General features: G+C 66.1%; 21 protein-coding genes. 10 read left to right on the top strand and 11 right to left on the bottom strand.

Going from position 1 to position 25,111, the window contains the following annotated elements; translation table 11 throughout:
• Genes ACUDTM_RS15290 through ACUDTM_RS15280 form a run of 3 tightly spaced genes read left to right on the top strand, consistent with a single transcriptional unit; the run spans position 1 to position 2,396 of the window.
• On the top strand, positions 1-828 hold the full coding sequence (locus tag ACUDTM_RS15290) for an ABC transporter ATP-binding protein (protein ID WP_445391395.1): 828 nt from the start codon (positions 1-3) through the stop codon (positions 826-828).
• Between the two features lie 3 nt (positions 829-831).
• Positions 832-1,758 (top strand): MlaD family protein, encoded by a 927-nt coding sequence (locus ACUDTM_RS15285; protein WP_088496891.1) that lies wholly within the window; start codon positions 832-834, stop codon positions 1,756-1,758.
• Positions 1,755-2,396: an ABC-type transport auxiliary lipoprotein family protein gene (locus ACUDTM_RS15280; RefSeq protein ID WP_438915135.1), complete on the top strand. Its 642-nt coding sequence runs from the start codon at positions 1,755-1,757 to the stop codon at positions 2,394-2,396. The genes ACUDTM_RS15285 and ACUDTM_RS15280 overlap by 4 nt, the downstream gene beginning before the upstream one ends.
• A 4-nt stretch (positions 2,397-2,400) precedes the next feature.
• Here ACUDTM_RS15280 and ACUDTM_RS15275 read toward each other — a convergent pair whose 3' ends face one another.
• Positions 2,401-2,988 carry an alpha-ketoglutarate-dependent dioxygenase AlkB family protein gene (locus ACUDTM_RS15275; RefSeq protein ID WP_439426578.1) on the bottom strand — a complete coding sequence of 196 codons (588 nt, stop codon included), beginning with the start codon at positions 2,986-2,988 and terminating at the stop codon, positions 2,401-2,403.
• Between the two features lie 118 nt (positions 2,989-3,106).
• Here ACUDTM_RS15275 and ACUDTM_RS15270 point away from each other — a divergent pair, with 118 nt between their 5' ends.
• Positions 3,107-5,164 (top strand): glycoside hydrolase family 99-like domain-containing protein, encoded by a 2,058-nt coding sequence (locus ACUDTM_RS15270; RefSeq protein ID WP_438915133.1) that lies wholly within the window; start codon positions 3,107-3,109, stop codon positions 5,162-5,164.
• A gap of 37 nt (positions 5,165-5,201) precedes the next feature.
• Here the strand turns inward: ACUDTM_RS15270 and ACUDTM_RS15265 are convergent, their stop codons facing one another.
• Both ACUDTM_RS15265 and ACUDTM_RS15260 read right to left on the bottom strand, forming a co-directional pair.
• On the bottom strand, positions 5,202-5,834 hold the full coding sequence (locus tag ACUDTM_RS15265; RefSeq protein ID WP_438915132.1) for a CoA transferase subunit B: 633 nt from the start codon (positions 5,832-5,834) through the stop codon (positions 5,202-5,204).
• 1 nt (position 5,835) lies between these two features.
• Positions 5,836-6,567, bottom strand: a complete 732-nt coding sequence (locus ACUDTM_RS15260; RefSeq protein ID WP_069139451.1) for a CoA transferase subunit A — start codon at positions 6,565-6,567, stop codon at positions 5,836-5,838.
• A gap of 160 nt (positions 6,568-6,727) precedes the next feature.
• On the opposite strand from ACUDTM_RS15260, the gene ACUDTM_RS15255 reads away from it, so the two are divergent.
• The 3 genes from ACUDTM_RS15255 to ACUDTM_RS15245 all read left to right on the top strand — a co-directional run bounded on the left by ACUDTM_RS15255 (position 6,728) and on the right by ACUDTM_RS15245 (position 12,896).
• Complete coding sequence (locus ACUDTM_RS15255; protein WP_111008214.1) at positions 6,728-10,036, top strand: DEAD/DEAH box helicase; 3,309 nt, start codon at positions 6,728-6,730, stop codon at positions 10,034-10,036.
• Positions 10,037-10,134: 98 nt separating this feature from the next.
• Complete coding sequence (locus ACUDTM_RS15250; RefSeq protein ID WP_445391394.1) at positions 10,135-11,481, top strand: phosphomannomutase; 1,347 nt, start codon at positions 10,135-10,137, stop codon at positions 11,479-11,481.
• 11 nt (positions 11,482-11,492) lie between these two features.
• Entirely contained in the window at positions 11,493-12,896 is a 1,404-nt protein-coding gene (locus ACUDTM_RS15245) for a mannose-1-phosphate guanylyltransferase/mannose-6-phosphate isomerase (RefSeq protein ID WP_445391393.1), read from the top strand.
• Between the two features lie 65 nt (positions 12,897-12,961).
• Here the strand turns inward: ACUDTM_RS15245 and rfbD are convergent, their stop codons facing one another.
• The 4 genes from rfbD to rfbB are packed head-to-tail and all read right to left on the bottom strand — an operon-like array spanning position 12,962 to position 16,363.
• Entirely contained in the window at positions 12,962-13,855 is an 894-nt protein-coding gene (gene rfbD / locus ACUDTM_RS15240) for a dTDP-4-dehydrorhamnose reductase (RefSeq protein ID WP_439426577.1), read from the bottom strand.
• Positions 13,852-14,409: a dTDP-4-dehydrorhamnose 3,5-epimerase gene (gene rfbC / locus ACUDTM_RS15235; protein ID WP_004141806.1), complete on the bottom strand. Its 558-nt coding sequence runs from the start codon at positions 14,407-14,409 to the stop codon at positions 13,852-13,854. Before rfbC ends, rfbD begins: the two co-directional genes overlap by 4 nt.
• On the bottom strand, positions 14,406-15,293 hold the full coding sequence (gene rfbA / locus ACUDTM_RS15230) for a glucose-1-phosphate thymidylyltransferase RfbA (protein ID WP_227837888.1): 888 nt from the start codon (positions 15,291-15,293) through the stop codon (positions 14,406-14,408). The genes rfbC and rfbA overlap by 4 nt, the downstream gene beginning before the upstream one ends.
• A 14-nt stretch (positions 15,294-15,307) precedes the next feature.
• On the bottom strand, positions 15,308-16,363 hold the full coding sequence (gene rfbB, locus ACUDTM_RS15225; protein WP_445391392.1) for a dTDP-glucose 4,6-dehydratase: 1,056 nt from the start codon (positions 16,361-16,363) through the stop codon (positions 15,308-15,310).
• A 261-nt stretch (positions 16,364-16,624) separates the two neighbouring features.
• On the opposite strand from rfbB, the gene ACUDTM_RS15220 reads away from it, so the two are divergent.
• The 3 genes from ACUDTM_RS15220 to ACUDTM_RS15210 all read left to right on the top strand — a co-directional run bounded on the left by ACUDTM_RS15220 (position 16,625) and on the right by ACUDTM_RS15210 (position 18,766).
• Positions 16,625-17,371, top strand: coding sequence for an electron transfer flavoprotein subunit beta/FixA family protein (locus ACUDTM_RS15220; RefSeq protein WP_014035896.1), 747 nt, complete (start codon positions 16,625-16,627; stop codon positions 17,369-17,371).
• Entirely contained in the window at positions 17,371-18,309 is a 939-nt protein-coding gene (locus ACUDTM_RS15215; protein WP_445391391.1) for an electron transfer flavoprotein subunit alpha/FixB family protein, read from the top strand. Before ACUDTM_RS15220 ends, ACUDTM_RS15215 begins: the two co-directional genes overlap by 1 nt.
• Positions 18,310-18,379: 70 nt before the next feature.
• Positions 18,380-18,766 carry a GtrA family protein gene (locus tag ACUDTM_RS15210; RefSeq protein WP_227837885.1) on the top strand — a complete coding sequence of 129 codons (387 nt, stop codon included), beginning with the start codon at positions 18,380-18,382 and terminating at the stop codon, positions 18,764-18,766.
• 42 nt (positions 18,767-18,808) lie between these two features.
• Here ACUDTM_RS15210 and ACUDTM_RS15205 read toward each other — a convergent pair whose 3' ends face one another.
• The 4 genes from ACUDTM_RS15205 to ACUDTM_RS15190 are packed head-to-tail and all read right to left on the bottom strand — an operon-like array spanning position 18,809 to position 25,092.
• Complete coding sequence (locus ACUDTM_RS15205) at positions 18,809-19,813, bottom strand: glycosyltransferase family 2 protein (RefSeq protein ID WP_227837882.1); 1,005 nt, start codon at positions 19,811-19,813, stop codon at positions 18,809-18,811.
• Entirely contained in the window at positions 19,806-21,275 is a 1,470-nt protein-coding gene (locus ACUDTM_RS15200; protein ID WP_227837880.1) for a hypothetical protein, read from the bottom strand. The genes ACUDTM_RS15205 and ACUDTM_RS15200 overlap by 8 nt, the downstream gene beginning before the upstream one ends.
• Positions 21,275-22,345, bottom strand: a complete 1,071-nt coding sequence (locus ACUDTM_RS15195) for a glycosyltransferase (RefSeq protein ID WP_227837878.1) — start codon at positions 22,343-22,345, stop codon at positions 21,275-21,277. The genes ACUDTM_RS15200 and ACUDTM_RS15195 overlap by 1 nt, the downstream gene beginning before the upstream one ends.
• A complete protein-coding gene (locus tag ACUDTM_RS15190; protein ID WP_439426576.1) occupies positions 22,342-25,092 on the bottom strand; it encodes a glycosyltransferase in 2,751 nt (916 codons plus the stop codon). The genes ACUDTM_RS15195 and ACUDTM_RS15190 overlap by 4 nt, the downstream gene beginning before the upstream one ends.
• Between the last annotated feature and the right edge of the window lie 19 nt (positions 25,093-25,111).

Here is a 25,111-nt window from a genome sequence, read left to right as displayed (position 1 = left end):
ATGAGCACATCCGCCCCCCTTGAAACCCTCGACATGCGCGACGACGACGGCCACGAACTGGCCATCCGCGTGCGTGGCCTGATCAACCGGTTCGGCAGCCAGACCGTGCACGAAGACCTGGATCTGGACGTACGCCGCGGCGAGATCCTGGGCGTGGTCGGCGGCTCCGGCACCGGCAAGTCGGTGCTGATGCGCTCGATCCTCGGCCTGCGTGTGCCGGATGCTGGGCAGATCGAAGTCCTCGGCCGCGATGCGCGTGCCGACGACGCCGAGAGCCGCCTGCACATCGAACGCAATACCGGTGTGCTGTTCCAGGACGGTGCCCTGTTCTCGTCGCTGACCGTGGGTGAGAACGTCCAGGTGCCGTTGAAGGAACACCACCGCGAACTGCCCGAGCGCTGGCACTACGAACTGGCGCTGCTGAAAGTGAAACTGGCCGGCCTGCCCGCCGACGCGATCAACAAGCTGCCCTCGCAGCTCTCCGGCGGCATGCGCAAGCGCGCCGGCCTGGCCCGGGCGCTGGCGCTGGATCCGCCGCTGCTGTTCCTGGACGAACCCACCGCCGGCCTCGACCCGATCGGCGCGGCCGCGTTCGACCGCCTGATCAAGACGCTGCAGGAAGCGCTGGGGCTGACCGTGTTCCTGATCACCCACGACCTGGACACGCTGTACGCCATCTGCGATCGCGTCGCCGTGCTGGCCGACCGCAGGGTGGTGGCCAATGCGCCGCTGCCGGACATCGAGAAACTGGATCATCCGTGGATCCAGGAATACTTCCACGGACCCCGCGCGCGCGCCGCGCGTGGCGAACAGATCGAGAGTGCCTGAGCCATGGAAACCAAAGCCAACTACGTGCTGATCGGCGCGTTCACCCTGATCACCGGCCTGGCCCTGCTGGCCTTCGGCCTGTGGGCGGCCAAGTACTCCTCCGACCGCACCTGGCAGGAGTACCGCGTGGTCTTCCGCGAAGCGGTGACCGGCCTGTCGGTGGGCAGCCCGGTGCAGTACAACGGCATCGCGGTGGGCTCGATCACCGAACTGAACCTGGTGCCCGACGACCCGCGCCAGGTGGTCGCGCGCATCCGCCTGAACTCCAACACGCCGGTCAAGACCGATACCCGCGCCAAGCTGGCGATCACCAGCCTGACCGGCCCGTCGATCATCCAGCTCAGCGGCGGCACGCCGCAGTCGCCGGCGCTGACCACGGTCAACAAGGATCCGGCACCGATCATCCCGACCACGCCCTCGGCGCTGCAGAACATCACCGATGTGGCCAACCGCATCGTCGAGCGCATGGACCAGATCCTCAGCGACCGCAACGTGGCCTCGATCAACGCCACGCTGGCCAACCTGGAGACGATCAGCGGCGGCCTGGCCGACCGCGACCAGGGCACGCAGGCGCTGCTGCTCAGCGCGCGCGATGCCGCCCGCAGCCTGGACACCACGCTGAAGACCACCAACGGCACCATCGAGCGCCTGGACAGGAACCTGGTGCAGCAGCTGCCCGGCATCATCGACAAGCTCGACGCGACCCTGGCCAAGCTCGACTCGGCCGCCGGCAATGCCGATTCGATCCTTGGCGAGAACCGCGCCGCGATCAACAGCTTCGCCAACGATGGCCTCGGCCAGCTGGGCCCGACGCTGACCGAACTGCGCGGCCTGATCCGCGACCTGCGCCGGGTCAGCGACCGTCTCGAGAACAACCCCGCGCGCTACCTGCTGGGCCGCGACGCACCCAAGGAGTTCGAACCCCAATGAGCACGCCCCCCCTTCCGCGCCTGCTGCTGGCCGCTTCGATGGTCGGCCTGCTGGGCGGCTGCTCCATCCTCGGCAGCAGCGAGAAAACTGCGGTGACGCTGTACTCACCGTCCGTGCAGGTCAAGGCGGACCCCGCGTGGCCGCAGGCCAGCTGGCAGCTGGTGCTGGCCAAGCCCAGCGCCGCGCGCATGGTCGACAGCCCGCGCATCAACGTGCGGCCGACGCCCTCGCAGCTGGAGATCTACAAGGGCGCCAGCTGGGCGCAGCCGGCCACCGACATGATCGAGGACACCCTGCTGCGCGGCTTCGAGGATTCCGGCCGCATCCGCGGCGTGGCCCGCAGCACCGCCGGCATCCGCGCCGACTACAAGCTGTCCACCGACGTGCGCCGCTTCGAATCGGATTACCAGGGCCAGGCCACGCCGACCGTGGTGATCGAGGTCAACGCCAAGCTGATCCACGTCGCCGACCAGCGCGTGGTGGCTGACCGCACCTTCCGCCAGGCGCAGCCGGTCGGCAGCACCGACATACCGGCGGTGACCGCGGCCTTCGAGCGCGGCCTGCAGCAGCTGGCGCAGGATGTGGTGGGATGGACGCTGGTGAGCGGGCAGGCCGACCAACCTAACGTCGCGCGCTGATCGATCAGCGCGGCGCAATCCAGCGGAACGTCAGGTTGATCCGTTCACCCTGCACCCGTGCCATCTTCGGAAGCGCGTGCTGGTAGAACCTCTGCGTCTGCCCCGCCATTACCAGCAGATCGCCATGGCCGAGCAGGAATTCAGCCTTGCGCGCCGGATCGTCGCGTCGGCGCAGCAGGAAACGGCGCGCCACACCCAGGCTCAGCGACGCGATCACCGGGGCCGGCCCCAGCTCCGGCTCGTCATCGCTGTGCCAGCCCATGTAGTCGCCGCCGCCGCGATAGCGGTTCAGCAGCACGCTGTTGAAGCGGCCGTAGCCTTCGGCCCGCAGGCGCTCGCGCACGGCCTGCAACACAGGCGGCCACGGATGCGGCACGAACTCGGCACCGGAGTAGCGGTAGCGCGCCTGCGGGTCGCCGATCCAGCAGCTCAGCCGCGGCGAATCCACCCAGTTGCCGAACATCCGGATGCGGTGGATTTCCCAGGGTACTTCGGCCTGCAGCGCAGACAGGAGCCGGTCGGCATCGGCCACAGCCAACCAGCTCGGCAGGTGCTGGACGTCGGCGTCGGGCAGGTCATGTGGGAACAGCATGGACACACGCTAGCACGGCTGCGTTTGCCGTCATGGCCGCCAGCACTGAAAATGGCTCCATGACCGTTGCCCATATGCCGATATCCTCCGATTGCCTGACTTATCGGGGCCACGCCCGATGAGCCTGCGCCAGTCGTTGTTCCCGTTGCTGCGCACCGTGTTCCGGGCCTTGCCGCTGTCACAAGCACAGCGCGACCGCGTGCGCACCCGCTGGCTGGCCCGGCACGGCGACTGGGTGCCCCCGCCACCGAAGGGACAGCAGGACACGGGCGGGTCACGGGCCAGCGCGCAACTGCGCTGGCGCGCCGACGAGGCCGCGATCGGCTACCGCCCGCACCGGAAGGCCGCGCTGCCCGACCCCATGCCCGCTACGCTGGTCGCTTTCTACCTGCCACAGTTCCACACCTTTGCAGAAAACGACGCATGGTGGGGCAAGGGCTTCACCGAATGGCGCAACGTCACCCGTGCGCTGCCGCAGTTCGAAGGCCACATCCAGCCGCGGCTTCCGGCCGATCTGGGTTTCTATGACCTGCGCAACCCGCAGGTGATGCGTGACCAGGCGCAGCTTGCCGCCGAGCACGGCATCGGCGCGTTCTGCTTCTACTTCTACTGGTTCAGCGGCCGCACGCTGATGGAAGACCCGCTGCGCCAGTGGCTGGCCGACGACAGCATCGAGCTGCCGTTCTGCCTGTGCTGGGCGAATGAGAACTGGGCACGGCGCTGGGACGGCCGCGACGACGACATCCTGATCGGCCAGCAACACAGCGCGGAAGATGATCTGGCATTCATCGCTCACGTGGCGCCATACCTGCGTGACCGCCGCGCGCTCAAGGTCGATGGCCGGCCCATGCTGCTGGTCTACCGCCCGAACCTGCTGCCCGATGCACGCGCCACCGCCGAGCGCTGGCGCCGCTGGTGCCGCGACAACGGAGTGGGCGAAATCCACTTGGCCTACGTACAGGGCTTCGAGCGGCCGGATCCCCGCGATATCGGCTTCGATGCCGCCGTCGAATTCCCGCCGAACATGAGCAATCCACGCTCGTTGTCGGCGCAGCAGTGGCTGCTCAATCCCGCCTTCAGCGGGGATGTGCGCGACTGGCGCGAACTGGCAGCCGAGATCGCCACCCGGTCGCTGCCGGCCTATCCCCTTTACCCGGGCGTGAACCCGGGATGGGACAACGAAGCACGTCGTTCCGGCTGCGGTCGCGTTTACCTGCACGCCTCCCCACGCGGCTACCGCGACTGGCTGCGTGCCACGATCCATGAGCGCCTCGCCGCCGTGCCGACGGGCCAGCGGATGGTGTTCATCAACGCCTGGAACGAATGGGCCGAAGGCGCGGTCCTGGAACCGGATGCGCGACTCGGCCACGCCTGGCTGCAGGCCACGCGGGACGCGTTGGTACCGGCTCCGGCGCGGCAGCGCCCAGCCCGGCCCTGCGTGGTTATCCATGCCTGGTACCCGGACGTATTCGCTGAGTTGCTCCGCAAGGTGCAGGCCACCGGCCTGCAGTGGCGGGTCGTGGTCACCACCCCCCACGAGCGGCATGCGGAAATCCAGCAGGTGCTGGCAGCCAGCGGGGTCGAGGCCGAAATCCATTCCTTCGCCAACCATGGCCGCGACATCCTTCCGTTCCTGCAGCTCGCCGAAGCGCTGCTGGAAGACGGCGAGGACATCGTGCTGAAGCTGCATACCAAGCGCTCCACGCATCGCAACGACGGCGACCAATGGCGCAACGAACTGGTTGATCGCCTGCTGGCGCCCGAACGCGCGGCACTCATCGTCGAAGCGTTCGATGCAGATCCTGGCCTGGGCCTTGTCCCCCCCGAAGGGCATGTGCAGCGGCTGGACTACTTCTGGGGTGCCAACGAACGCAACGTGCAAGGCCTGCTCAGCCGTTTCGGGCTTCCGCAGGCCGATACTGACAACGACACCTTCATCGCCGGCAGCATGTTCTGGGTTCGCCTTGAAGCGTTGCGACCAATGCTCGACGCGCACCTGCAGCCTTCGCTGTTCGATGAAGAAGCCGGTCAGGTTGATGGCACGCTTGCCCATGCCATCGAACGAACCTTTACCTTGGTCGCGCGCTACGCAGGGTATCGCCAGCAAGATGCGGCGGACCTGCTGGGCATCCCCCATCAAGAGGACACGCCTTACGCCTACGCCCGGCGCAGCTGAGCGCAAAGGGGGCGGTACGCCCCCACCCGCACGTTGATCAGTCGCGCCGGAACGCGACGCCGGTCTTTTCCTTCAACTCGTCATCGCTGACACCCGGCGCGGCCTCCACCAGCCGCAGGCCCTTGTCAGTCACGTCGAACACGGCCAGATCGGTGATGATGCGGTCGACCACGCCAACACCCGTCAACGGCAGCGTGCATTCGCCCAGGATCTTGTGCTCGCCGTTCTTGGCGGTGTGCTCCATCAGCACCACCACGCGCTGCACGCCAGCGACCAGGTCCATCGCACCGCCCATGCCCTTGACCATCTTGCCGGGCACCATCCAGTTGGCCAGATCGCCCTTGTCGGTCACCTGCATCGCACCGAGGATGGCCAGGTTGACGTGGCCACCGCGGATCATCGCGAAGCTGTCGTGGCTGCCGAAGTAGCTGGCGCCCGCACGTGCGGTGACGGTCTGCTTGCCGGCATTGATCAGGTCAGCGTCGACTTCAGCGTCGGTCGGGAACGGGCCGATGCCGAGCAGGCCGTTTTCCGACTGCAACCATACATCCACGCCTTCGGGAATGTGGTTGGCGACCAGGGTCGGCAGGCCGATGCCCAGGTTCACGTAGGCGCCATCGGTCAGTTCCTGGGCGGCACGGGCCGCCATTTCATCGCGGGTCCACGCCATGTCAGTTGCCCTCCGCGCGGATGGTGCGCTGTTCGATTCGCTTCTCAGGATGCGGGTTGTGCACGATGCGGTGCACGTAGATGCCTGGCAGGTGCACCTGGTCCGGGTCGATGGCGCCGACCGGCACCACCTCTTCCACTTCCACGATGCAGACCTTGCCGGCCATCGCGCAGGCCGGGTTGAAGTTGCGCGCGGTTTTGCGGAACACCAGGTTGCCAGCCTCGTCGGCCTTCCAGGCCTTGACCAGCGCCACGTCGGCGCGCAACGCGGTCTCCATCACGTAGTGCTTGCCATCGAACGCGCGGGTTTCCTTGCCCTCGGCCACCACCGTGCCGTAGCCGGTGGCAGTGAAGAACGCCGGAATACCTGCGCCACCCGCACGCAGCCGCTCGGCCAGGGTGCCCTGCGGGTTGAACTCCAGTTCCAGCTCGCCAGCCAGGAACTGCCGTTCGAACTCCTTGTTCTCGCCCACGTAGGACGAAATCATCTTCTTGATCTGCCGCGTTTCCAGCAGCTGGCCCAGGCCGAAGCCATCGACCCCGGCATTGTTGGAGATCACGGTCAGGCCTTTGGCGCCGCTGTCGCGCAGCGCAGCGATCAGCGCCTCGGGAATGCCACACAAGCCAAAGCCACCCACGGCCAGGGTCTGGCCATCGGCGACCACCCCCTGCAGGGCCTCCGCCGCACTGGCGTAGCGCTTGCCGCGCTTTCCGCCGGAAGTCGATTGCTGCATTGCTGTACTACCCTGCACGTTGAGGATGACGGCATTCTAGCTGGAGGGCGGCGAAGGGCCTGGATGCGCCGCAGCATTGACGGAGCACCGGGCGGGCATTGGGTAGAATGGCTGATTCCACCCAGAAGGGTGCCTCAGCGCCTGCGCCCCTCCATCTACGATGACGCTGACCTTCACTGACGAAGACCTGTTCCGCTGGATCGACGAATGGACACTGCAGAAAAGCGAGCAGTGCCTGGGTGGCGTGCGCAACCGGCAACTTCGCGAGGGCCTGCTGACGGCCGAGGTGCAGGGTTCGGCCAGGCATCCCTACCACGTGGAGATCGATCTGGCCGCCAGTATGCGCACCGCGCGCAGCCGCCTGCAGAGTGCCTGCTCCTGCCCCGTCGGCCGCGCCTGCAAGCATGTGGCGGCGGTGCTGGTCTCCCACATGCTGGAACCGCTGGCCATGGATGAGAGCCCCCTGACCGAACAGGACCTGGCGCAACCGCCGCGTGCTGAACTGCTGGCGGATCTCTCGCGTTGGCAGAGCACCCGGATCCGGCCGGCCCAGCCACGCCGGAACGGTGTCATCTTCGAACTGTCCACCTACAACCATCGCCCCGCCGTGCTGGTCCGGCGCGTCAAGTACGGTGCCGATGGTGCGATCAGCCCGGGCAAGTGGATGGATATCACCGCAGACCTGCTGCTGGAGCCTCCCGCATACCTCACCCCGACTGATCTGGCGGTGATGATCCAGCTACGCACCCAGCGGCAGCCCGCGACGAAAGACGAATGGATCGACTTCGCGGCCACCCTGCAGCTGATCGTCTCCAGCGGCCATGGCTGGGTCTCATGTGGTACGCAGGACGTGCTGGCCCGGTCGGGCGCTCCACGCCGCGGCGAACTGGGCTGGGTCGTTGACATGGCGCAGGGCGCGACGCTGCTGGAACCCACGTTGAGCGTGGAGGGCGGCGCCAGAGGCGTGGTCCTGGGCCGGAGTGCGTGTTATCTGGACCCGGTCACCGGCGAGGTCGGTCCACTGCAGCTGGATGTCAGGCCCGAAGACGCCGACGCGTTCCTGAGCCTGCCCAGTTTGTTACCCAATGAAGCGTCGGTGGTCGCACAGATGCTGCAGCAAATCGACCCTGCGCTGCCGCGCCCCGGTGCAAGCGACACGCTGCCCACCCTGCAGATCACTTCGATGATTCCTGTGCTGCGCCTGCATACGATCGAGTTCCGGCCGGCATGGCTTGGCCGTGGCGACGCTTCGCAATGGGCCGATATCGCGACCGTGGCCTTCGAATACGACGAGCACATCCGGTTCCTGGACGATCCGAGCCTGTTCGCACACGATCCGGAGGGCCAGCTTGCCCTGCTGCCCCGCGACCTGGCTGAGGAATCACGGCGTGAGGCCGAGCTGCGCACGGTGGGACTGCATCGCGACACGGCTCCGCGGGCGCCATTGGAGGGCGCAGGACCTCAGTTCCAGCTGCGCACCCATGACTGGACACGGTTTCTGCTGGACGACGTGCCGCGCCTGGAAGCCTTGGGCTGGAAGGTGGAGACGGACGACGATTTCCGCCATCGCATCACCCGGGTGGATGTGATCGACCTGGACATCCAAGCGGACCCGGCGGATGCGGGCTGGTTCAACCTGGGCCTGGATATTCAGGTGGAAGGCCGCAACGTGTCGATGGTTCCGCTGCTGCAGCAGGTGCTGCAGTCCGATCCCCGCTGGATGCGTGGCCAGCTGGACGCCATCGGCGACGATGAGAACATCCTGTTGACGACGGGCGACAACACGTGTCTGGCACTGCGGGCCGCACGACTGAAGCCGATCATGGCCCTGTTGGCGGACCTGTTCGCCCAGCGCGGCGCGCCGCTGCGCCTGTCTGCGCTTGACCGTGGCCGCCTGCAGGCGCTGCAGGACACGGCGCACCTCCAGTTCCGGGGGCGCGACACCCAGGCGATGGTGCAGCGGCTGATGCAGGCACCCGCATTGGGTGAAGTGCCGCCGCCGGCAGGGCTGGTGGCAACGCTGCGTCCCTATCAGCGCGAAGGCCTGTCGTGGCTGCAGTACCTGCGCCAGCAGGGCCTGGGGGGCGTGCTGGCCGATGACATGGGGCTGGGCAAGACCGTACAGACGCTGGCGCATGTGCTGGTCGAGAAGGAAGCCGGCCGCCTGGACCGTCCAGCGCTGCTGGTGGTGCCCACTTCGCTGCTGCACAACTGGCAGAGCGAAGCGGCACGCTTCACCCCGGGCCTGCGCGTGCTGACCCTGCATGGACCGGCACGTGAAACGCTGTTCGAGGCGATTCCCGGGCACGACCTTGTACTCACCACCTACCCTCTGCTGTGGCGCGACGAGCAGGCGCTGCAGGCACATGCCTACCATCTGCTGATTCTGGATGAAGCCCAGCAGGTGAAGAATCCGAAGTCACGCGCGGCCATCACCCTGCGCATGCTGCAGGCGCGCCACCGGCTGTGCCTGACCGGCACGCCGCTGGAAAACCACCTGGGCGAACTGTGGACGCAGTTCGACTTCCTGCTGCCCGGCCTGCTAGGCAGCGAGAAACAGTTCAACCAGCATTGGCGCCATCCGATCGAACGTGGCAGCGACCACCGCCGCGCCACCTTGCTGGCGCAGCGGCTGCGTCCGTTCATCCTGCGCCGGCGCAAGGACCAGGTGGCGTCAGAGCTTCCGCCCAAGACCCTCATTACGCGTGCAGTGGAAATGGAAGGCGGCCAGCGTGATCTCTATGAAACCGTGCGCGCAGCGATGGAAAAGCAGGTGCGCGAGGCCATCAGCGGCAGCGGGCTGGCACGCAGCCATATCGTGGTGCTGGATGCGTTGCTGAAGCTGCGCCAGGTCTGCTGCGATCCGCGCCTTCTGCCAGGCGACGCTCCGGCCCGCAATGCCGGTTCGGCCAAGCTGGAGCTGCTGCGCGACATGTTGCCGTCGATGGTCGAGGAAGGCCGGCGCATCCTGCTGTTCTCGCAGTTCACCGGCATGCTCACGCTGATCGCGCAGGCGTTGGATGATCTGGGCCTGGCCTATGTGACCCTGACCGGAGACACCCAGGACAGAGCCACGCCGGTGCAGCGCTTCATGCAAGGCGAGGTGCCGGTATTCCTGATCAGCCTGAAAGCAGGTGGCGTCGGGTTGAATCTGACCGCCGCCGATACCGTCATCCACTTCGATCCGTGGTGGAACCCGGCGGCCGAAAACCAGGCCAGCGATCGCGCCCATCGCATCGGCCAGCAGCAGCCGGTATTCGTTTACCGGCTGATCGCCGCAGGCAGCATCGAAGAACGGATTGCCGAGCTGCAGGAGCGCAAGGCCACGCTGGCCGACTCCATTCTCGAAGGCGGCGGCGCTACGGGGCCGCGCTTCAGCGAAGAAGACGTGCAGGCGCTGCTGGCGCCGTTGCCGGGGCTGCCCGGCAAGCGTTTGCGTAAAGCGGGCAAGCGGTCGACGCTAACCTGACCCTTGGACGCCAGTCACGTGGCGTTGCGCCATGGAAACGATTCCCATACAGGACTGGGACTACAATCGTGGGCTGAGCTCCCCAAGGATCCCGATCAATGCCCCTGCCCGCCTTCAAGGCCTATGACATCCGCGGCCGTGTGCCGGAAGAACTGAACGAAGACCTGGCCCGCCGCATCGGCGTCGCCCTGGCCGCGCAGCTCGCTCCCGGTCCAGTGGTCCTCGGCCACGACGTGCGCCTGACCAGCCCCGCGCTGCAGGATGCATTGGCCGCAGGCCTGCGCGGTACCGGGCGCGAGGTGATCGACATCGGCCTGTGCGGCACGGAAGAAGTCTATTTCCAGACCGACCATCTGGGCGCGGCCGGCGGCGTGATGGTCACCGCCAGCCACAACCCGATGGACTACAACGGCATGAAGCTGGTCAAGGAGAACGCACGGCCGATCAGCTCCGATACTGGCCTGTTCGCGATCTCCGATGCGGTTGCCGCCGATACGTCCGCGGCGCAACCGCCGCGCGCCGCGCAGAGCGCCCGGCACGACAAGAGCGCGTACATCCAGCACCTGCTGAGCTATGTCGACGCCGGCAAGCTGCGGCCGCTGAAGCTGGTGGTCAACGCCGGCAACGGCGGCGCCGGTGCCATCGTCGACCTGCTGGCACCGCACCTGCCGTTCGAGTTCATCCGCATCTGCCACGAACCGGACGGCAGCTTCCCCAATGGCATTCCCAACCCACTGCTGCCGGAGAACCGCGCCGCCACCGCCGACGCGGTGCGCGAGCACGGCGCCGATTTCGGCATTGCCTGGGACGGTGACTTCGACCGTTGCTTCTTCTTCGACCATACCGGCCGCTTCATCGAGGGCTACTACCTGGTCGGCCTGCTGGCCAAGGCGATCCTGGCGCGCAAGCCGGGCGGCAAGGTCGTGCATGACCCGCGCCTGGTCTGGAACACCGTGGACATGGTCGAGCAGGCCGGCGGTGTACCGGTGCAGTGCAAGAGCGGCCACGCTTTCATCAAGGAAAAGATGCGCGCCGAAGACGCGGTGTACGGCGGCGAGATGAGCGCCCACCACTACTTCCGCGAGTTCGCCTATGCAGACTCCGGCATGATCCCGTGGTTGCTGATCGCCCAGCTGGTTTCCGAAAGCGGGCGCTCGCTGGCCGACTGGGTCGAAGACCGCATGTCCGCCTATCCGTGCAGTGGCGAGATCAACTTCAAGGTGGCCGATGCCAAGGCCGCCGTCGCGCGCGTGATGGAGCATTTCGCGGCGCAGTCGCCCACCCTGGACCACACCGATGGCATCAGTGCCGACTTCGGCGACTGGCGCTTCAACCTGCGCAGCTCCAACACCGAGCCGCTGCTGCGCCTGAATGTTGAAGCCCGTGGCGATGCCGCGCTGATGCAGGCGCGCACCGACGACATCTCCCGCCTCATCCAGCAGTAACCGAGGAACGCATGAGCAGCATCCAGCCCGTCATCCTGTCCGGTGGATCCGGTACCCGCCTGTGGCCGCTTTCGCGCGAGGCGTATCCGAAGCAGTTCCTGCCCTTGGCGGGTGAACTGACGATGCTGCAGGCCACCTGGAAGCGCGTCGCCCCGATTGCCGCACGTGGACCGCTGGTGATCGCCAACGAAGAGCACCGTTTCGTCGCCGCCGAGCAGCTGCAGCAGGTTGGCGCCGAGCCGGCCGCGATCATCCTTGAACCGGTCGGCCGCAACACCGCCCCGGCCATCGCCGTTGCCGCGCTGGAAGCCACCCGCGACGGCGCCGACGCCCTGCTGCTGGTGCTGCCCTCCGATCATGTGATCACCAACGAGACCGCATTTCGCAGCGCCGTGCAGGCGGCGGCCGGTGCTGCCGAGGCCGGCAAGCTGGTCACCTTCGGCATCGTGCCGACCGGACCGGAAACCGGCTACGGCTACATCAAGGCCGCCGATGGCCAGGGCCTGCGTGCGGTCGAGCGCTTCGTCGAGAAGCCGGACCTGGGCACCGCGACCGGCTATGTCAGCAGCGGCCAGTATTACTGGAACAGTGGCATGTTCCTGTTCAAGGCCTCGCGCTATCTGCAGGAACTGGAGCGCTTCCAGCCCGCGATGCTGGCTGGCAGCCGCCAGGCCTGGCAGCAGGCGCGCCGCGATGCCGACTTCACCCGCCTGGACAAGGACGCCTTCACTGCCGTTCCGTCCGATTCGATCGACTACGCGGTGATGGAGAAGACCGCCGACGCGGTGGTGATTCCGCTGGATGCGGGCTGGAACGATGTCGGTTCGTGGACTGCGCTGCGCGATGTCTCCCAGCAGGACGGCGATGGCAATGCCCACCAAGGCGACGTGATCGCCATCGACTGCCGCAATACCTATGCCTACGGCCAGCGCCTGGTGGCCATGGTCGGCCTCGATGACGTGATCGTGGTCGAGACAGACGATGCGGTGCTGGTGGGCAAGGCCGACCGCATGCAGGAGGTCAAGACCGTGGTGGCACAGCTCAAGGCCGAAGGCCGCAGCGAGGCCACCTGGCATCGCAAGGTCTATCGCCCATGGGGCGCCTACGATTCGATCGACAACGGCGAGCGCTTCCAGGTCAAGCGGATCACGGTCAAGCCCGGTGGCACGCTCAGCCTGCAGATGCACCACCATCGCGCCGAGCACTGGATCGTGGTCAGCGGCACCGCCGAGGTGACCCGTGGCGATGAAGTGATCCTGCTCAGCGAGAACCAGAGCACCTACATTCCGTTGGGCGTGACCCACCGCCTGCGCAACCCGGGCAAGCTGCCGCTGGAACTGATCGAAGTGCAGTCCGGCAGCTACCTCGGCGAGGATGACATCGTGCGCTTCGAGGATACCTACGGGCGCAGCTGACCCAGCGCCCGCCGACCGCTGGTCGGGGTGGGTGCCGACCGTTGGTCGGCACGCCGCCTACAGGGTCAGGCAATCTCCACCATCACCCGCTTCAGGCCGTCCTGCCAGGTTGGCAGCACGATGCCGAAATCCTGCTGCAGCTTGCGGTTGTCCAGCACCGACCAGGCCGGACGCTTGGCCGGGGTCGGGTACTCGGAGCTGGGAATCGCCTCGACCGTCGGCACCTTGGCCAACACGCCGGTGACCAACGCCTCGGCGAAGATCGCTTCGGCGAACCCATGCCAGCTGGTCTGGCCGCTGGCGGTCAGGTGCCAGGTACCCGACAACTGCCCCGGATGCTGCAGCGCCTGCAAGGTGACATCAGCGATCAGCGCGGCCGGCGTCGGCGTGCCGACCTGGTCGGCCACCACCCGCAACGCATCGCGCTCGGCCCCGACGCGCAGCATGGTGCGCAGGAAGTTCGCGCCGTGCGAGGCATACACCCACGCCGTGCGGAAAATCAGATGGCGGCCACCGGCCGCACGCACCGCGTCCTCACCATCGCGCTTGCTGGTGCCATACACGCCCAGCGGTGCGGTCGGCTCGTCCTCGCGGTAGGGCGCGCTGCCCTGGCCGTCGAACACGTAGTCGGTGGAGTAATGCACGAACGGCACGCCATGCGCCGCACACCAGCGCGCGATCACGCCTGGCGCCTGAGCATTGGCGGCGAAGGCCGCATCGACGTCCTGTTCGGCGCGATCAACAGCGGTGTAAGCCGCCGCATTGACCACTACCGATGGCTGCACGCGGTCCAGCAACGCCGGCAGGCTGTCGGGCCGGGCAAAGTCGGCCGTTTCGCAGGCACTTCCGTCGGGCAGTTGGCCGCTGCGCGTGGTTGCAATCACCTTCCCCAGCGGCACCAGCGCGCGCAGCAGCTCCTGGCCGACCTGGCCGTTGCCGCCGAACACCAGCACCGTCATGGCACGTAGACCGGCAGGCGGTCTTCGGCGATGTCCTTCAGGAACGGCGCGTTCTCGTCCTTGGCCGACAACGTCGGTGCACTGACTGGCCAGTCCACGGCGATATCCGCATCGTTCCAGCGCACGCCGGCGTCGAAGTCCTTCAGGTAGACCTCGGTGCACAGGTAGCTGAACACCGCGCGCTCGGACAGCACTGCAAAGCCGTGGGCGAAGCCTTCCGGAATCCAGAACTGCTTCTTGTTCTCCGCACTCAGCACCACCGCTTCCCACTGGCCGAAGGTCGGCGAGCCGCGACGGATGTCCACGGCCACGTCATAGACCTCGCCTTCCAGCACGCTGACCAGCTTGCCCTGCGGGCGCGGCCACTGGTAATGCAGGCCACGCAGCACACCCTGCGCTGACGTCGACACGTTGCTCTGCACGAAGCGATCCGGCAGGCCCAGCGCGGCGAAGCGCTCGGCATTCCAGGTTTCGAAGAAATAGCCGCGGGCATCGCCAAACACCGCCGGCTCGATCACCACGCAACCGGGCAACTTGGTTTCAATCACTTTCACGGAACGACTCCACGCAGGGCAAGCTTGTGCAGGTATTGGCCGTAGCCATTCTTGATCAGCGGTGCAGCCAGTGCTTCCAGCTGCTCGGCGTTGATCCAGCCCTTGCCGAACGCGATTTCTTCCGGGCAGCAGACCTGCAGGCCCTGGCGGGTCTGGATGGTCTCGATGAAGTTGGACGCCTCCAGCAGCGATTGATGGGTACCGGTGTCGAGCCAGGCGTAGCCACGGCCCAGAGCTTCCAGATGCAGGTTGCCTTCGGCCAGGTAGCGCTTGTTGAGATCGGTGATTTCCAGCTCACCACGCGGCGACGGCTTGAGTTCGGCCGCATGCGCGCTGGCATTGCCATCGTAGAAGTACAGGCCGGTCACTGCGTAGTTCGAGCGCGGTTTCTCCGGCTTCTCGACCAGGTCGATGACCTTGCCACTCTTGTCGAACTCGGCCACGCCATAGCGCTCCGGGTCATTGACCCAGTAACCGAACACCGTGGAGCCTTCCACGCGCTCATCGGCGCGCTTGAGCACGTCGCGCAGGCCGTGGCCGTGGAAGATGTTGTCGCCCAGCACCAGGCAGCTCGGCTTGCCAGCGACGAAGTCGCGGCCGATCAGGTAGGCCTGGGCCAGGCCGTCCGGACTCGGCTGCACCGCGTACTGGATGTCCATGCCCCACTGCGAACCGTCGCCCAGCAGCTGCTGGAACAAGGCCTGCTCGTGCGGAGTGTTGATGATCAGAACCTCACGGATGCCCGCCAGCATCAGCACGCTGAGCGGGTAATAGATCATCGGCTTGTCATACACCGGCAGCAGCTGCTTGCTGACGCCCTTGGTGATCGGGTACAGGCGGGTGCCGGAGCCACCAGCCAGAATGATGCCTTTACGCTGCGTCATGTCGTCTCCAGGATTCAGGCCGCAGTGCCGATGCGCTGCAGACGGTAGCTGCCGTCCAGCACGCCGTTGACCCAGTCCTGGTTGTCCAGATACCAGTCGACGGTAAAGGCGATGCCCTGCTCGAAGGTGTAGGCCGGTTCCCAGCCCAGATCGTTCTTCAGCTTGGACGCATCGATCGCATAGCGACGGTCATGGCCGGGGCGGTCGGTGACATAGGTGATCTGGCTGCTGCGCGGCTGGCCATCCGCGCGCGGGCGGCGCTGGTCCAGCAGGGCGCAGATCGCCTGCACCACTTCGATGTTCTGCTTTTCCGAATTGCCACCGACGTTGTAGGTTTCGCCGACCCGGCCCTTGGCCAACACCGTGCGGATCGCCTCGCAGTGGTCGGATACGAACAGCCAATCGCGCACCTGCTTGCCATCGCCGTACACCGGCAGCGGCTCGCCGGCCAGCGCCTTGGCGATCACCAGCGGGATCAGCTTCTCCGGGAAGTGGTACGGACCGTAGTTGTTCGAGCAGTTGGTGGTGAGCACCGGCAGCCCGTAGGTGTGGTGGAAGGCGCGGACCAGGTGGTCGGAGGCAGCCTTGGACGCCGAGTACGGCGAATTCGGGGCATATGGGGTGGTCTCGCTGAACTTGCCTGTCTCACCCAGCGTGCCGTACACCTCGTCGGTGGATACGTGCAGGAAGCGGAAGGCCGCGCCCTGCCCGGCCGGCAGCGCCTTCCAGTAGTCACGCACGGCCTCCAGCAGGCCCAGGGTACCCACCACATTGGTCTGGATGAAGGCGCCCGGGCCGTCGATGGAGCGGTCGACGTGGCTTTCGGCGGCAAAGTTCAGCACCGCGTCCGGCTGGTGTTCGGCGAGCAGGCGAGCGACCAGGGCACTGTCGCCAATGTCGCCCTCCACGAACACGTGGTTGGGATTGCCTTCCAGGCTGGACAGGGTCTTCAGGTTGCCGGCGTAAGTGAGCGCATCAAGATTGACGACCTTGATGCCGCGTGCGACGGCTTCGAGAACAAAGTTACCGCCAATGAATCCGGCGCCGCCGGTGACAAGCCAAGTGGGCACTACCTGTTCTCCTGATCGAAATTCATCCAAGGGGCACCTGGGGCGCCCGTACAGCGGCACAGGATACATGCCGATGACCTTCACTACTGCCTGCACGACGTGAACGGCGCCTCCCGGCTCAGCATCCGTTTGCGGCATCGCAGCATCACCATACGCATTCGCATGGTTCCCTCAAGCCAGCTAGAATCGGGGTCCCACCCCCGAACCGGTTGCTGTTGCAGGACCGGACGTTCTCCCTGTTACTGAAGGACCCCGTACCAGATGAAAATCCTCGTCGCGTACAAGCGCGTGGTGGACTACAACGTCCGCATTCAGGTCAAGCCGGACGGTTCCGGCGTGGTCACCGACGGCGTCAAGCTGTCCCCCAACCCCTTCGATGAAATCGCCCTGGAAGAAGCCCTGCGCCTGCGCGACAAGGGCATCGCCAGCGAGGTCGTGGTCGCCACCATCGCCCCGGCCGACGCCCAGGCGCACCTGCGCAATGGCCTGGCCATGGGCGCCAACCGTGCCGTCCATGTGGTCACCGATCAGGCCATCCAGCCGCTGACCGCCGCACGCACCCTGCTCAAGCTGATCGAGAAGGAACAGCCGGACCTGGTGATCCTCGGCAAGCAGGCCATCGACGACGACGCCAACCAGACCGGCCAGATGCTGGCCACGCTGTGGGGCCGCCCGCAGGCGACCTTCGCCAGCAAGCTGGACATTGCCGACGGCAAGGCCACGGTGACCCGCGAAGTCGACGCCGGCCTGGAAACGCTGGAAGTGGACCTGCCGGCGGTGGTCACTACCGACCTGCGCCTGAACGAGCCGCGCTTCATCAAGCTGCCGGACATCATGAAGGCCAAGGCCAAGCCGCTCGAGACCCTGCAGTTGGCCGACCTCGGCGTTGAAGCCGCCGACACCTTCAAGACCACCCAGTACGCCGCACCGTCCAAGCGCAGCAAGGGTGTGATGGTCAAGGACGCGGCCGAACTGGTGGCCGCACTCAAGCAGAAGGGGCTGCTGTAATGAGCAAGATTCTCGTTATCGCCGAACACCACGACGGCAAGCTCAACGCCGCCACCGCCAAAACCGTCAGCGCTGCTGCCGCTATCAGCGGTGCCAGCATCGACGTGCTGGTGCTGGCCGCCGACCCGGCCGCCGTTGCCGCCGAGGCCGCGAAGATCAGTGGCGTCGCCAAGGTCCTGACCGTGACCAACGCCGCCAACGCGCAGGCCATCGCCCAGGTGCTGGCGCCGCAGATCGCGCAGCTGGCCAAGGGTTACACCCACGTGTTCGGCCCGTCGACCACCTTCGGCAAGGACCTGATGCCGTGCGTGGCCGCGCTGCTGGGCGTCAACCAGGTCTCCGACCTGATGACCGTTGAAGGCAGCCATACCTTCAAGCGCCCGATCTACGCCGGCAACGCGATCATCACCGTGGAAGCCCCGGCCGACCAGATCGTGGTCGCCACCGTGCGTGCCGCCTCGTGGCCGGAAGCCGCCCAGGGCGGTAGCGCCACCATCGAAGCAGCCAACGTCGATGCTGCCCTGCCGACCCACACCCGCTTCGTCGGCCTCGCCGCGGGTGCCAGCGACCGCCCGGACCTGCAGAGCGCCAAGCGCGTGGTCTCCGGTGGCCGCGGCGTCGGTTCGGAAGAGAACTTCAAGGTGATCTTCCAGCTGGCCGACAAGCTCGGTGCCGCCGTCGGTGCCTCGCGCGCCGCGGTCGATGCCGGCTACGTCCCCAGCGACCTGCAGGTCGGCCAGACCGGCAAGATCATCGCGCCGGAACTGTACGTGGCCGTGGGTATCAGCGGTGCGATCCAGCACCTGACCGGCATCAAGGATGCCGGCACGATCGTGGCGATCAACAAGGATCCGGATTCGCCGATCTTTGAGATTGCCGATATTGGTCTGGTGGGGGATCTGTTTGCGATCCTGCCTGAGCTGGAAAAGGCGCTTTGACGCCGTTGTCGATCGCCGTAACGGGGGCGCCGTCCGCGGCGCTCCCCGTCGCCCGGATGATCGCGACTGCATGATTCCGCGCCTCGTTCGCTTCCTGCTGTCCGGCGGTTCGGCCGCTGCGGCCGAATACCTCGTGTTCATCGCGCTGCAGGGCGCGCTGGGCAGCGGCTGGCTTGTACTGAGCCAGTCAACCAGCTTCGCCTGCGGCTTCGTCGTCAGCTTTATGATGAACCGGCATTGGGTGTTCCGCAGCCAGGGCAGCTGGCGCAGCGAGCTGGCGCGCTACGGTGCGCTGGCCGCCATCAACCTGCTGCTTGGCAACCTGGCCTTGCTGTTGCTGGTGGACCACCTGCACCTGCATGTGCTGCTGGCAAAGTTCGTGGTCATGGGCATGATCGCGGCTTGGAACTACCTGATCTTCTCGCGCCTGGTGTTCAAGCCCACGACGGGCGCGTGACGTAGCAACCGAGGGGCCGGCAGCACCGGCCCCCATCGGCACTCAGTCCCGCCGGCGCGGCCGGAACGGGGCGAACAGGGGATGCAGCACCTGGCGCGGGACGCTGGCAATGTCATACCCGATGAAGGCCAGCAGGAACTGCAGCCCGCTCACGACCGCAATCGACGGCAGGACCACCGTACCGACGGCAGAGGCCTGCTGAGCCTCCAGCGCCTGCAACCAGTGCCAGCCACCGTAGAGCACGCCGCTGGCCAGCAGGAACGTGCCAGCCAGCAGCTCGAACGATGCAATGGACAGGTCGCGCAGGAAATAGCGGTAGCCGATGCGCTTGAACAGGTTGCGTGCGTGCTTGTAGGAGAACTCAGTCAGCACCTGGCCGATCTTGAGATTGCTCTCCTCGTCGCCGTAGGTCGCGTCCATCGGCACGTCGCACACCACCGCCCGCATGATGTTCAGTCGGAAGAGGATATCGGTCTCGAAGAAGTAACGCCGGCTGATCGATGCGTACGGCAGCCGCGCCGCGACATTGGCATGGATGGCGGTGTAGCCGTTGGTGGGGTCGAACACATCCCAGTAACCGGTCGATGCCTTGGTCATGAAGGACAGGCCGAGGTTGCCGATGCGCCTGACCAGCGGCATGCGGCGGATGTTGGACAGATCCCAGAAACGGTTGCCCTTGGTGTAGTCGGCCTGGCCTTTCAGGATCGGGCCGATGAAGAGCGGCACCAGCGTGGGATCCATCTGCCCATCGCCATCGACCTTGACCAGGATGGACATGCCATCGGCAATCGCGCGCTGGTAGCCCGTCATCACGGCTCCACCCACGCCCTGGTTCTGTTCGTGGCGCAGCACCACCACGCGCGGGTCCCGCGCCTGCTGCTCGATGAAGTCCCCGCTCGCATCCGGGCAGCGGTCGTCAACGCAATAGATCGCATCGACCTCCGGACCAATGGCATCGATGACGCCCAGAATGTGGCGGCGGACCTTGTAACAGGGAATCACCACGGCCACCTGCTGGCGCGGCGCTTCCATCGTGGCGTCAGACATGGCTTGCCTCATTGGATTGCGTTGGGCGATCGCGCCAGAAGCTGCGACCGTGCACTGCTCGACCCAGCACGAATACCGCCAGCAGCGTGCTCAGAGGTGCCAGGAAGTAGTAATAGCGGAAATCGTTGGCCATCGACGTTGCCATCGGCAGCACCATCTGCATCAGGATGAACAGCGAAAGGATCCACAGCGGACGGCCGGGTGCGGTGAACACCAGCAGCGCCAGCAGCAGCACGAAGGCCGGCAGCAGGTTCCACACGAATACGTTCTGTACAGTGCCGCGGGTATCCACGAAACGGGAAACGAACTTGCGCTGGAACTCAACCAGCACGCCGGGGCGTTCGCCACGCTCGAAGCGTTCTAGTACATCGCACTTGTCCGGGTCCATGCCGAACACCGTCGGGCAGTTCTCCATGATCGCCAGGTCGTAGAACTTCATGCCACCGAAGGCGGTGCTCGGTTGCAGCGTCGCCAGCATCATCTGCAGGCGGTCCGAGCCGCACTGGGAGACATTGAGCAGGCAGAGCCGTGCGGTGCGGCGCAGGATCAGGCCGTACGCCTCATCAAGCTCCTGCGGATCCGTCAGCACCACCTCGTTCATCAGGTAGTCCGGACGGTACTTCTCCGCGTAGTCCGGCCCGAACACACGGGCGGCCAGCGCCTGGTCCTGGCCGGGGTCGTTGCTGGTGTATCCACTGCGGTTGGCCACCATGCCCAGGAACGGCCCGGACACCGCCGAGATCTTCAGCTTGGACAGGTGCGCGACATCATTCTTCACCAGAGGTGAAGCCGCGACCAACGACATCAGCAGCCAGCCGACGACCGACGCCACGAAGGCCGCTCGATACGGGCGTGCCGCCCACAGCTGGCGCACACCGATGGCCAGCGGCAGCAGCAGGAAATTGATCGCCATGCCATGGCGAGTGGCAACGATGAGGAACAGGGACAGGCCTAGCAGCACTGCATCGGCACGGCCCGCAAGCACGCCGGTCTGCCGCGACTGCAGCACCAGCGTTGCCAGGAACAGCAGGCAATACGCGCAGAGCACGTCTTTCCAGATCATGCCCAGGTACAGGTAGGTACTGGGCATTGCCGCCCACAGCGCCACGCCAAGTACGATCCACGCGGGCCGGCTGACCATCCGCGCGAACAGCGTGGCACTGCGCAGGTACAGCGTCGCGCAGAACAGGATCTGCAGCGAGGTGTAGATGCTGAAGGATTCGAAGGGCACGGCCAGCCAGCGGATCAGCAGTGCGTTGAGGACCGGGTGGTAGGAGGTGTACTCGCCACGCAGCGCTTCTTGGGTGATGAACACCGTATCGTGCGTCGCGAAGCCCGGCCAGGAGAACAGCCGCGCAACTATCATCACCAGCACGCCGAGTGCCAGAAGCAGCAGTGCGATGCGTGGCCGCTCGATCGGCAACAGCCAGCGCGCCGTGCGCTTCATTGGACCTTCTTTCATCATTTCCCCATCACCTGCATGCAACTCTCCCAGCGACGGGCCACCGCCTCGTCGAACATGTCCGGCCCCACGCGCGATACGGCGCGTGCAGCGATCTCATCCACCGCCAGCTGCCGATCGACCAGCGAAACGATCCGATCAGTCCAGGCATCGGCGGTATTGTCGATCAAGATGCGGTCGTCGTGCGCGTCATCCGCATAGGAAGGCACGTTCGAAGCCAGCGTGGCCAAGCCCATGGCGGCGTAGTCCAGCACCTTGATGGAGCTCTTGCAACGATTGAAATCCGAGCCGAGCAGAGGCGCCATGCCTGCATGGAAGCCGCGCAGGCGGGAGAACCAGTGCACGAAAGCGGGATAGGACGCGCCGACATGGGCCGGGGGGCTCTGGCCTTGCATCCAGGGCCGACTGCCGGTGTCCGCAGCGTTGACGCCCACCAGGGTCAGCGAGAACGCGCCTGGACGCTTTTCCCAGACCTGCTGCAGTGCCGCGTCGAGCAGTCGGAAATCGTCGTCGTGGGTCCGCGTTCCCATGTACAGCAGGCGTACCGTGCCGGTTGCCGGAAGCGACAGCGCCTCACCTGGCGCTGCCTGCCACAGATCGGCATCCAGCGCGTTGGGCATCCACTCGGCGGTACCGCCGGCAGCGTTGATCACCTCGGCCAGCGGGCGCGTCGAGCACCAGGTGACATCGGCAAGGGTGATCGAGCTGCGGACCGCTTCAATGACTGCGGCATAGGCGTCCCGTTCGGGATGCTCGTCCATGGCCAGCAGGTTGTCGTCCAGGTCGTAGACCAGCGCTGCCCCCTGCCGTCCCGCCTCGGCGATCATCGCCAGGCCCGATCCAGCAATGACGGCGCCGCGGTTCCAGAGCACAAGATCGGGTGCAAAGGCGGACAGCTCTTCCGGCATCAGGTAGCGGACATCGGCAGCGAAGCGCTCGGTGAACGCGTGCAGGCGGATGCTCGCGCACGGCGACATCACCGTGCCGTAGCGCTCGGGGATCACCGCAATCCGCAGGGGGTACTGCGAGCGCAGCGCAGGACGAAGCTCCGTGCCGAATCGCTGTTTCATGCAGTTTCCTTCTCGTACAGACCTTCCAGCCACGTCACCAGCGCCCGCACCGCATCGGCCGCAGTCGCGTCATGGGCCAGCATCAATGCATTGGGGACGCCTTCCAGCCGCTCGATGAACGCACCGAGGCGGTTGGCGGCAATCGGCCGGCCATCCCGCAGGGCGTGCGACAGGGTGTAGGAATAGGTTTCCGGGGCCTGGGAAAGGAACAGGAACGCATCGGGGTCATGCGCCTCGATCAGCTCGTCCAGGTCCTGCTCCGCATAGGGACCGCTCCAGCTGAATCCCGGGTTCCTGAGCATGTCCGTCTGAGGATAGCCGATCACGTGGAACGCGAGCGGTGCACGCACACGTCGCGCTTCCTCGGCAATGGCCATCAGGTGATTCAGCCCCTTGTGCGCGGCCATCACACCCAGCAGCAGCACCCGGTACGGCCGCGCGCCTCGCCCAAGCCGGCCCGGATTCGTGTCGATGCGGGACTCGTGGTACACGGCCTGCACGGGAATGCCGGTGTAGCGCTGCATGCGCTGCGCCGCATCCCGGCTCGGTGCGAACACGGCCTGCGCACCCAGCAGCGGCCACTGGTTGCTGGCGCGCCAGTTGCGGATGTCTGCCGCGCCGTTGGACGGGCGCTCGGCGATGCAACTGTCACAGCCGTTCTCACCAGGCTCGCCGCAGTAGTTGCCGGTAGCGTCGGTCAGGGTGATCTGCGGGCAGATCGCATAGTTGTCATGCACGTGGAAGCTGTAGGGCAGCCCGGTCAGCGCCACCGCGCGACGCACCGACGGGCCAAACCCGACCAGATGGTGGATCTGCAGCGCTCCGGTGCCCAGTGCCTGCAGCATCGCGGCCAGTTCTTCGGGCGTGCGGTAGTGGAACAGGAAATCGAAGCCATCGAAGTCCGATGCATGGCTGACGTTGACCAGCCCCGACCCGTTGTTGTCCTCCATCGGCCGTACGATCACCACTTCGCCGGTTTCGGCCAGCGAGGCACGAATGGCCTGCACAGCACGCTCGGTGCCTCCGCCCCAGGTGTGGGTCAACAGCACCGAGACCGGACGCGCCCTCGCCTTCCAAACCTCCAGGGTCAGCCGCACGCGCGCCGAGAAGCCCGGATCCATCGAACAGAACCGGGCAACCTGCGAACCGTAATCGGGGTAGCGCTCGTCGATGATCTTCTGCGCGATGATCTTGCCGGGCTTGCTGTCGTCGGCGAAGCTCACTTCACCCACGTGTTCGACAAACACGTCCATGGCCAAGCGATGGCGGAAACCGAGACGACCCGAGCGCATGCAGAAGTCGTTCTCCTCGCCGTAGCCCTTGCCGAAAGCCTCGGCATCGAACAGGCCGGCCTTTTCCAACGCGGCGCGGGAGATCAGCATGCAGAAGCCGACGCCGGTGGGAACATCCACGGCCACACCGGTATTGATGCGGCGAGTCAGGTGGTCCAGCGCTGACGCATCCATCCCCTCCGGCAGCGCGTTGGCGCCCAGTTGGGGATAACTGCAAATCGTGGCGTTGTTGGAAAGCGCCGTGACCGAGCCGACATTGGCCCCCAGGTGGGCAACCATGCGGTCGACCCAGTCACCGGTCACGATTGTGTCACTGTTGAGCAGGAGAGCACCGATGCTGTCGGCCTGCTGCAGGGCGTGCGCCATGCCGGCATTGACGGTCAGCACGAAGCCGAGGTTCTGCGGGTTCTCGGTCAGGCGTACCGACGGCTCGCGGCTGGCCAGCTCACGCAGGTAGGCGGTCACTTCCGGCTCGGGCGAGCAGTCGTTGTAGATGTGCAGCCGGGTACGGCTGCGGTTATGCGAGCGCAGCACAGAATCGATGCAGTTGCGCGTCTCTTCCAGGCCGCGGTAGACCGGCAGGACGATGTCGACCACGCCGTCTTGGAGCGGCGCGTCGGCAGGCGCCACGGGCGCGGCAAGATCGGTCAGCGAGAAGGGGCGCTTGCCCAGCTCGCGACCACCGCGACGCCCCACCGCCAAGTAATGCGCCAGCGCGTTCATGCCGGTCAGCGCCACATCCGGATTCTGGTCCAGATACTGTCGCGCGTTGAATTCGGGCCCCGGGCTCCGTCCTTCCGCCGCGCCATGCGCGAAGAAATGTGCGAACGGGTCGATGCCTGCCACATCCGGATAGGCTTCCAGATACCACGCCGGCGCGAAGTACGGATTGGGCAGACGCCCTTCGGGAATGCCGTCGTAGAGGAAATGCAGCAACGGATTGGCGCCGCTGTCGCGCACGTCCGGGTATTGGTTAAGGTACCACTCTTGGTCGAACAACGGGTGTGGCGTTCCCGAGTTGTGGTAATCCACCAGGTACTGGCCGAGCACCGGCCGCAGGCCGCTGGACGACGGTGCGGTGCGCCGGCAGTAGTGCGGATCGAACCACGGGCTTGGCGCCAGGCCGACGCGCTCGCCGATGAACAGGTACTGCATCAGGGCATCAAGCGGGGACGCCTTGAGGCCGAAACGCGCGCAGTACCACGCCGGGTCGAACAGCGGGCTCGGTGACTTCCCTTCGGCATTGCCAAAGGACAGGAAGTGGCTGGGGCCTTCGGCGGCCGCCCCGGACGAACGCAGGATGAAGCGCGCATACCAGTGCCAGTCACAGCACCCCGCCCGACGGGCAACCAGTAGCTTCAGGCGATCGGGAACAGGTGCGAACCAGTTGATGGACAGCACCTTGGCCGCCACTCGCTTGAGGCCACGCTTGAGTAGGGTCTTGTCGATGGACATGTAGGTGCCTTGCGGAATC

It is taken from the genome of Stenotrophomonas maltophilia group sp. vghtpe118 (genome assembly GCF_052605195.1).
This window is presented reverse-complemented; position numbering and strand designations above follow the sequence as displayed.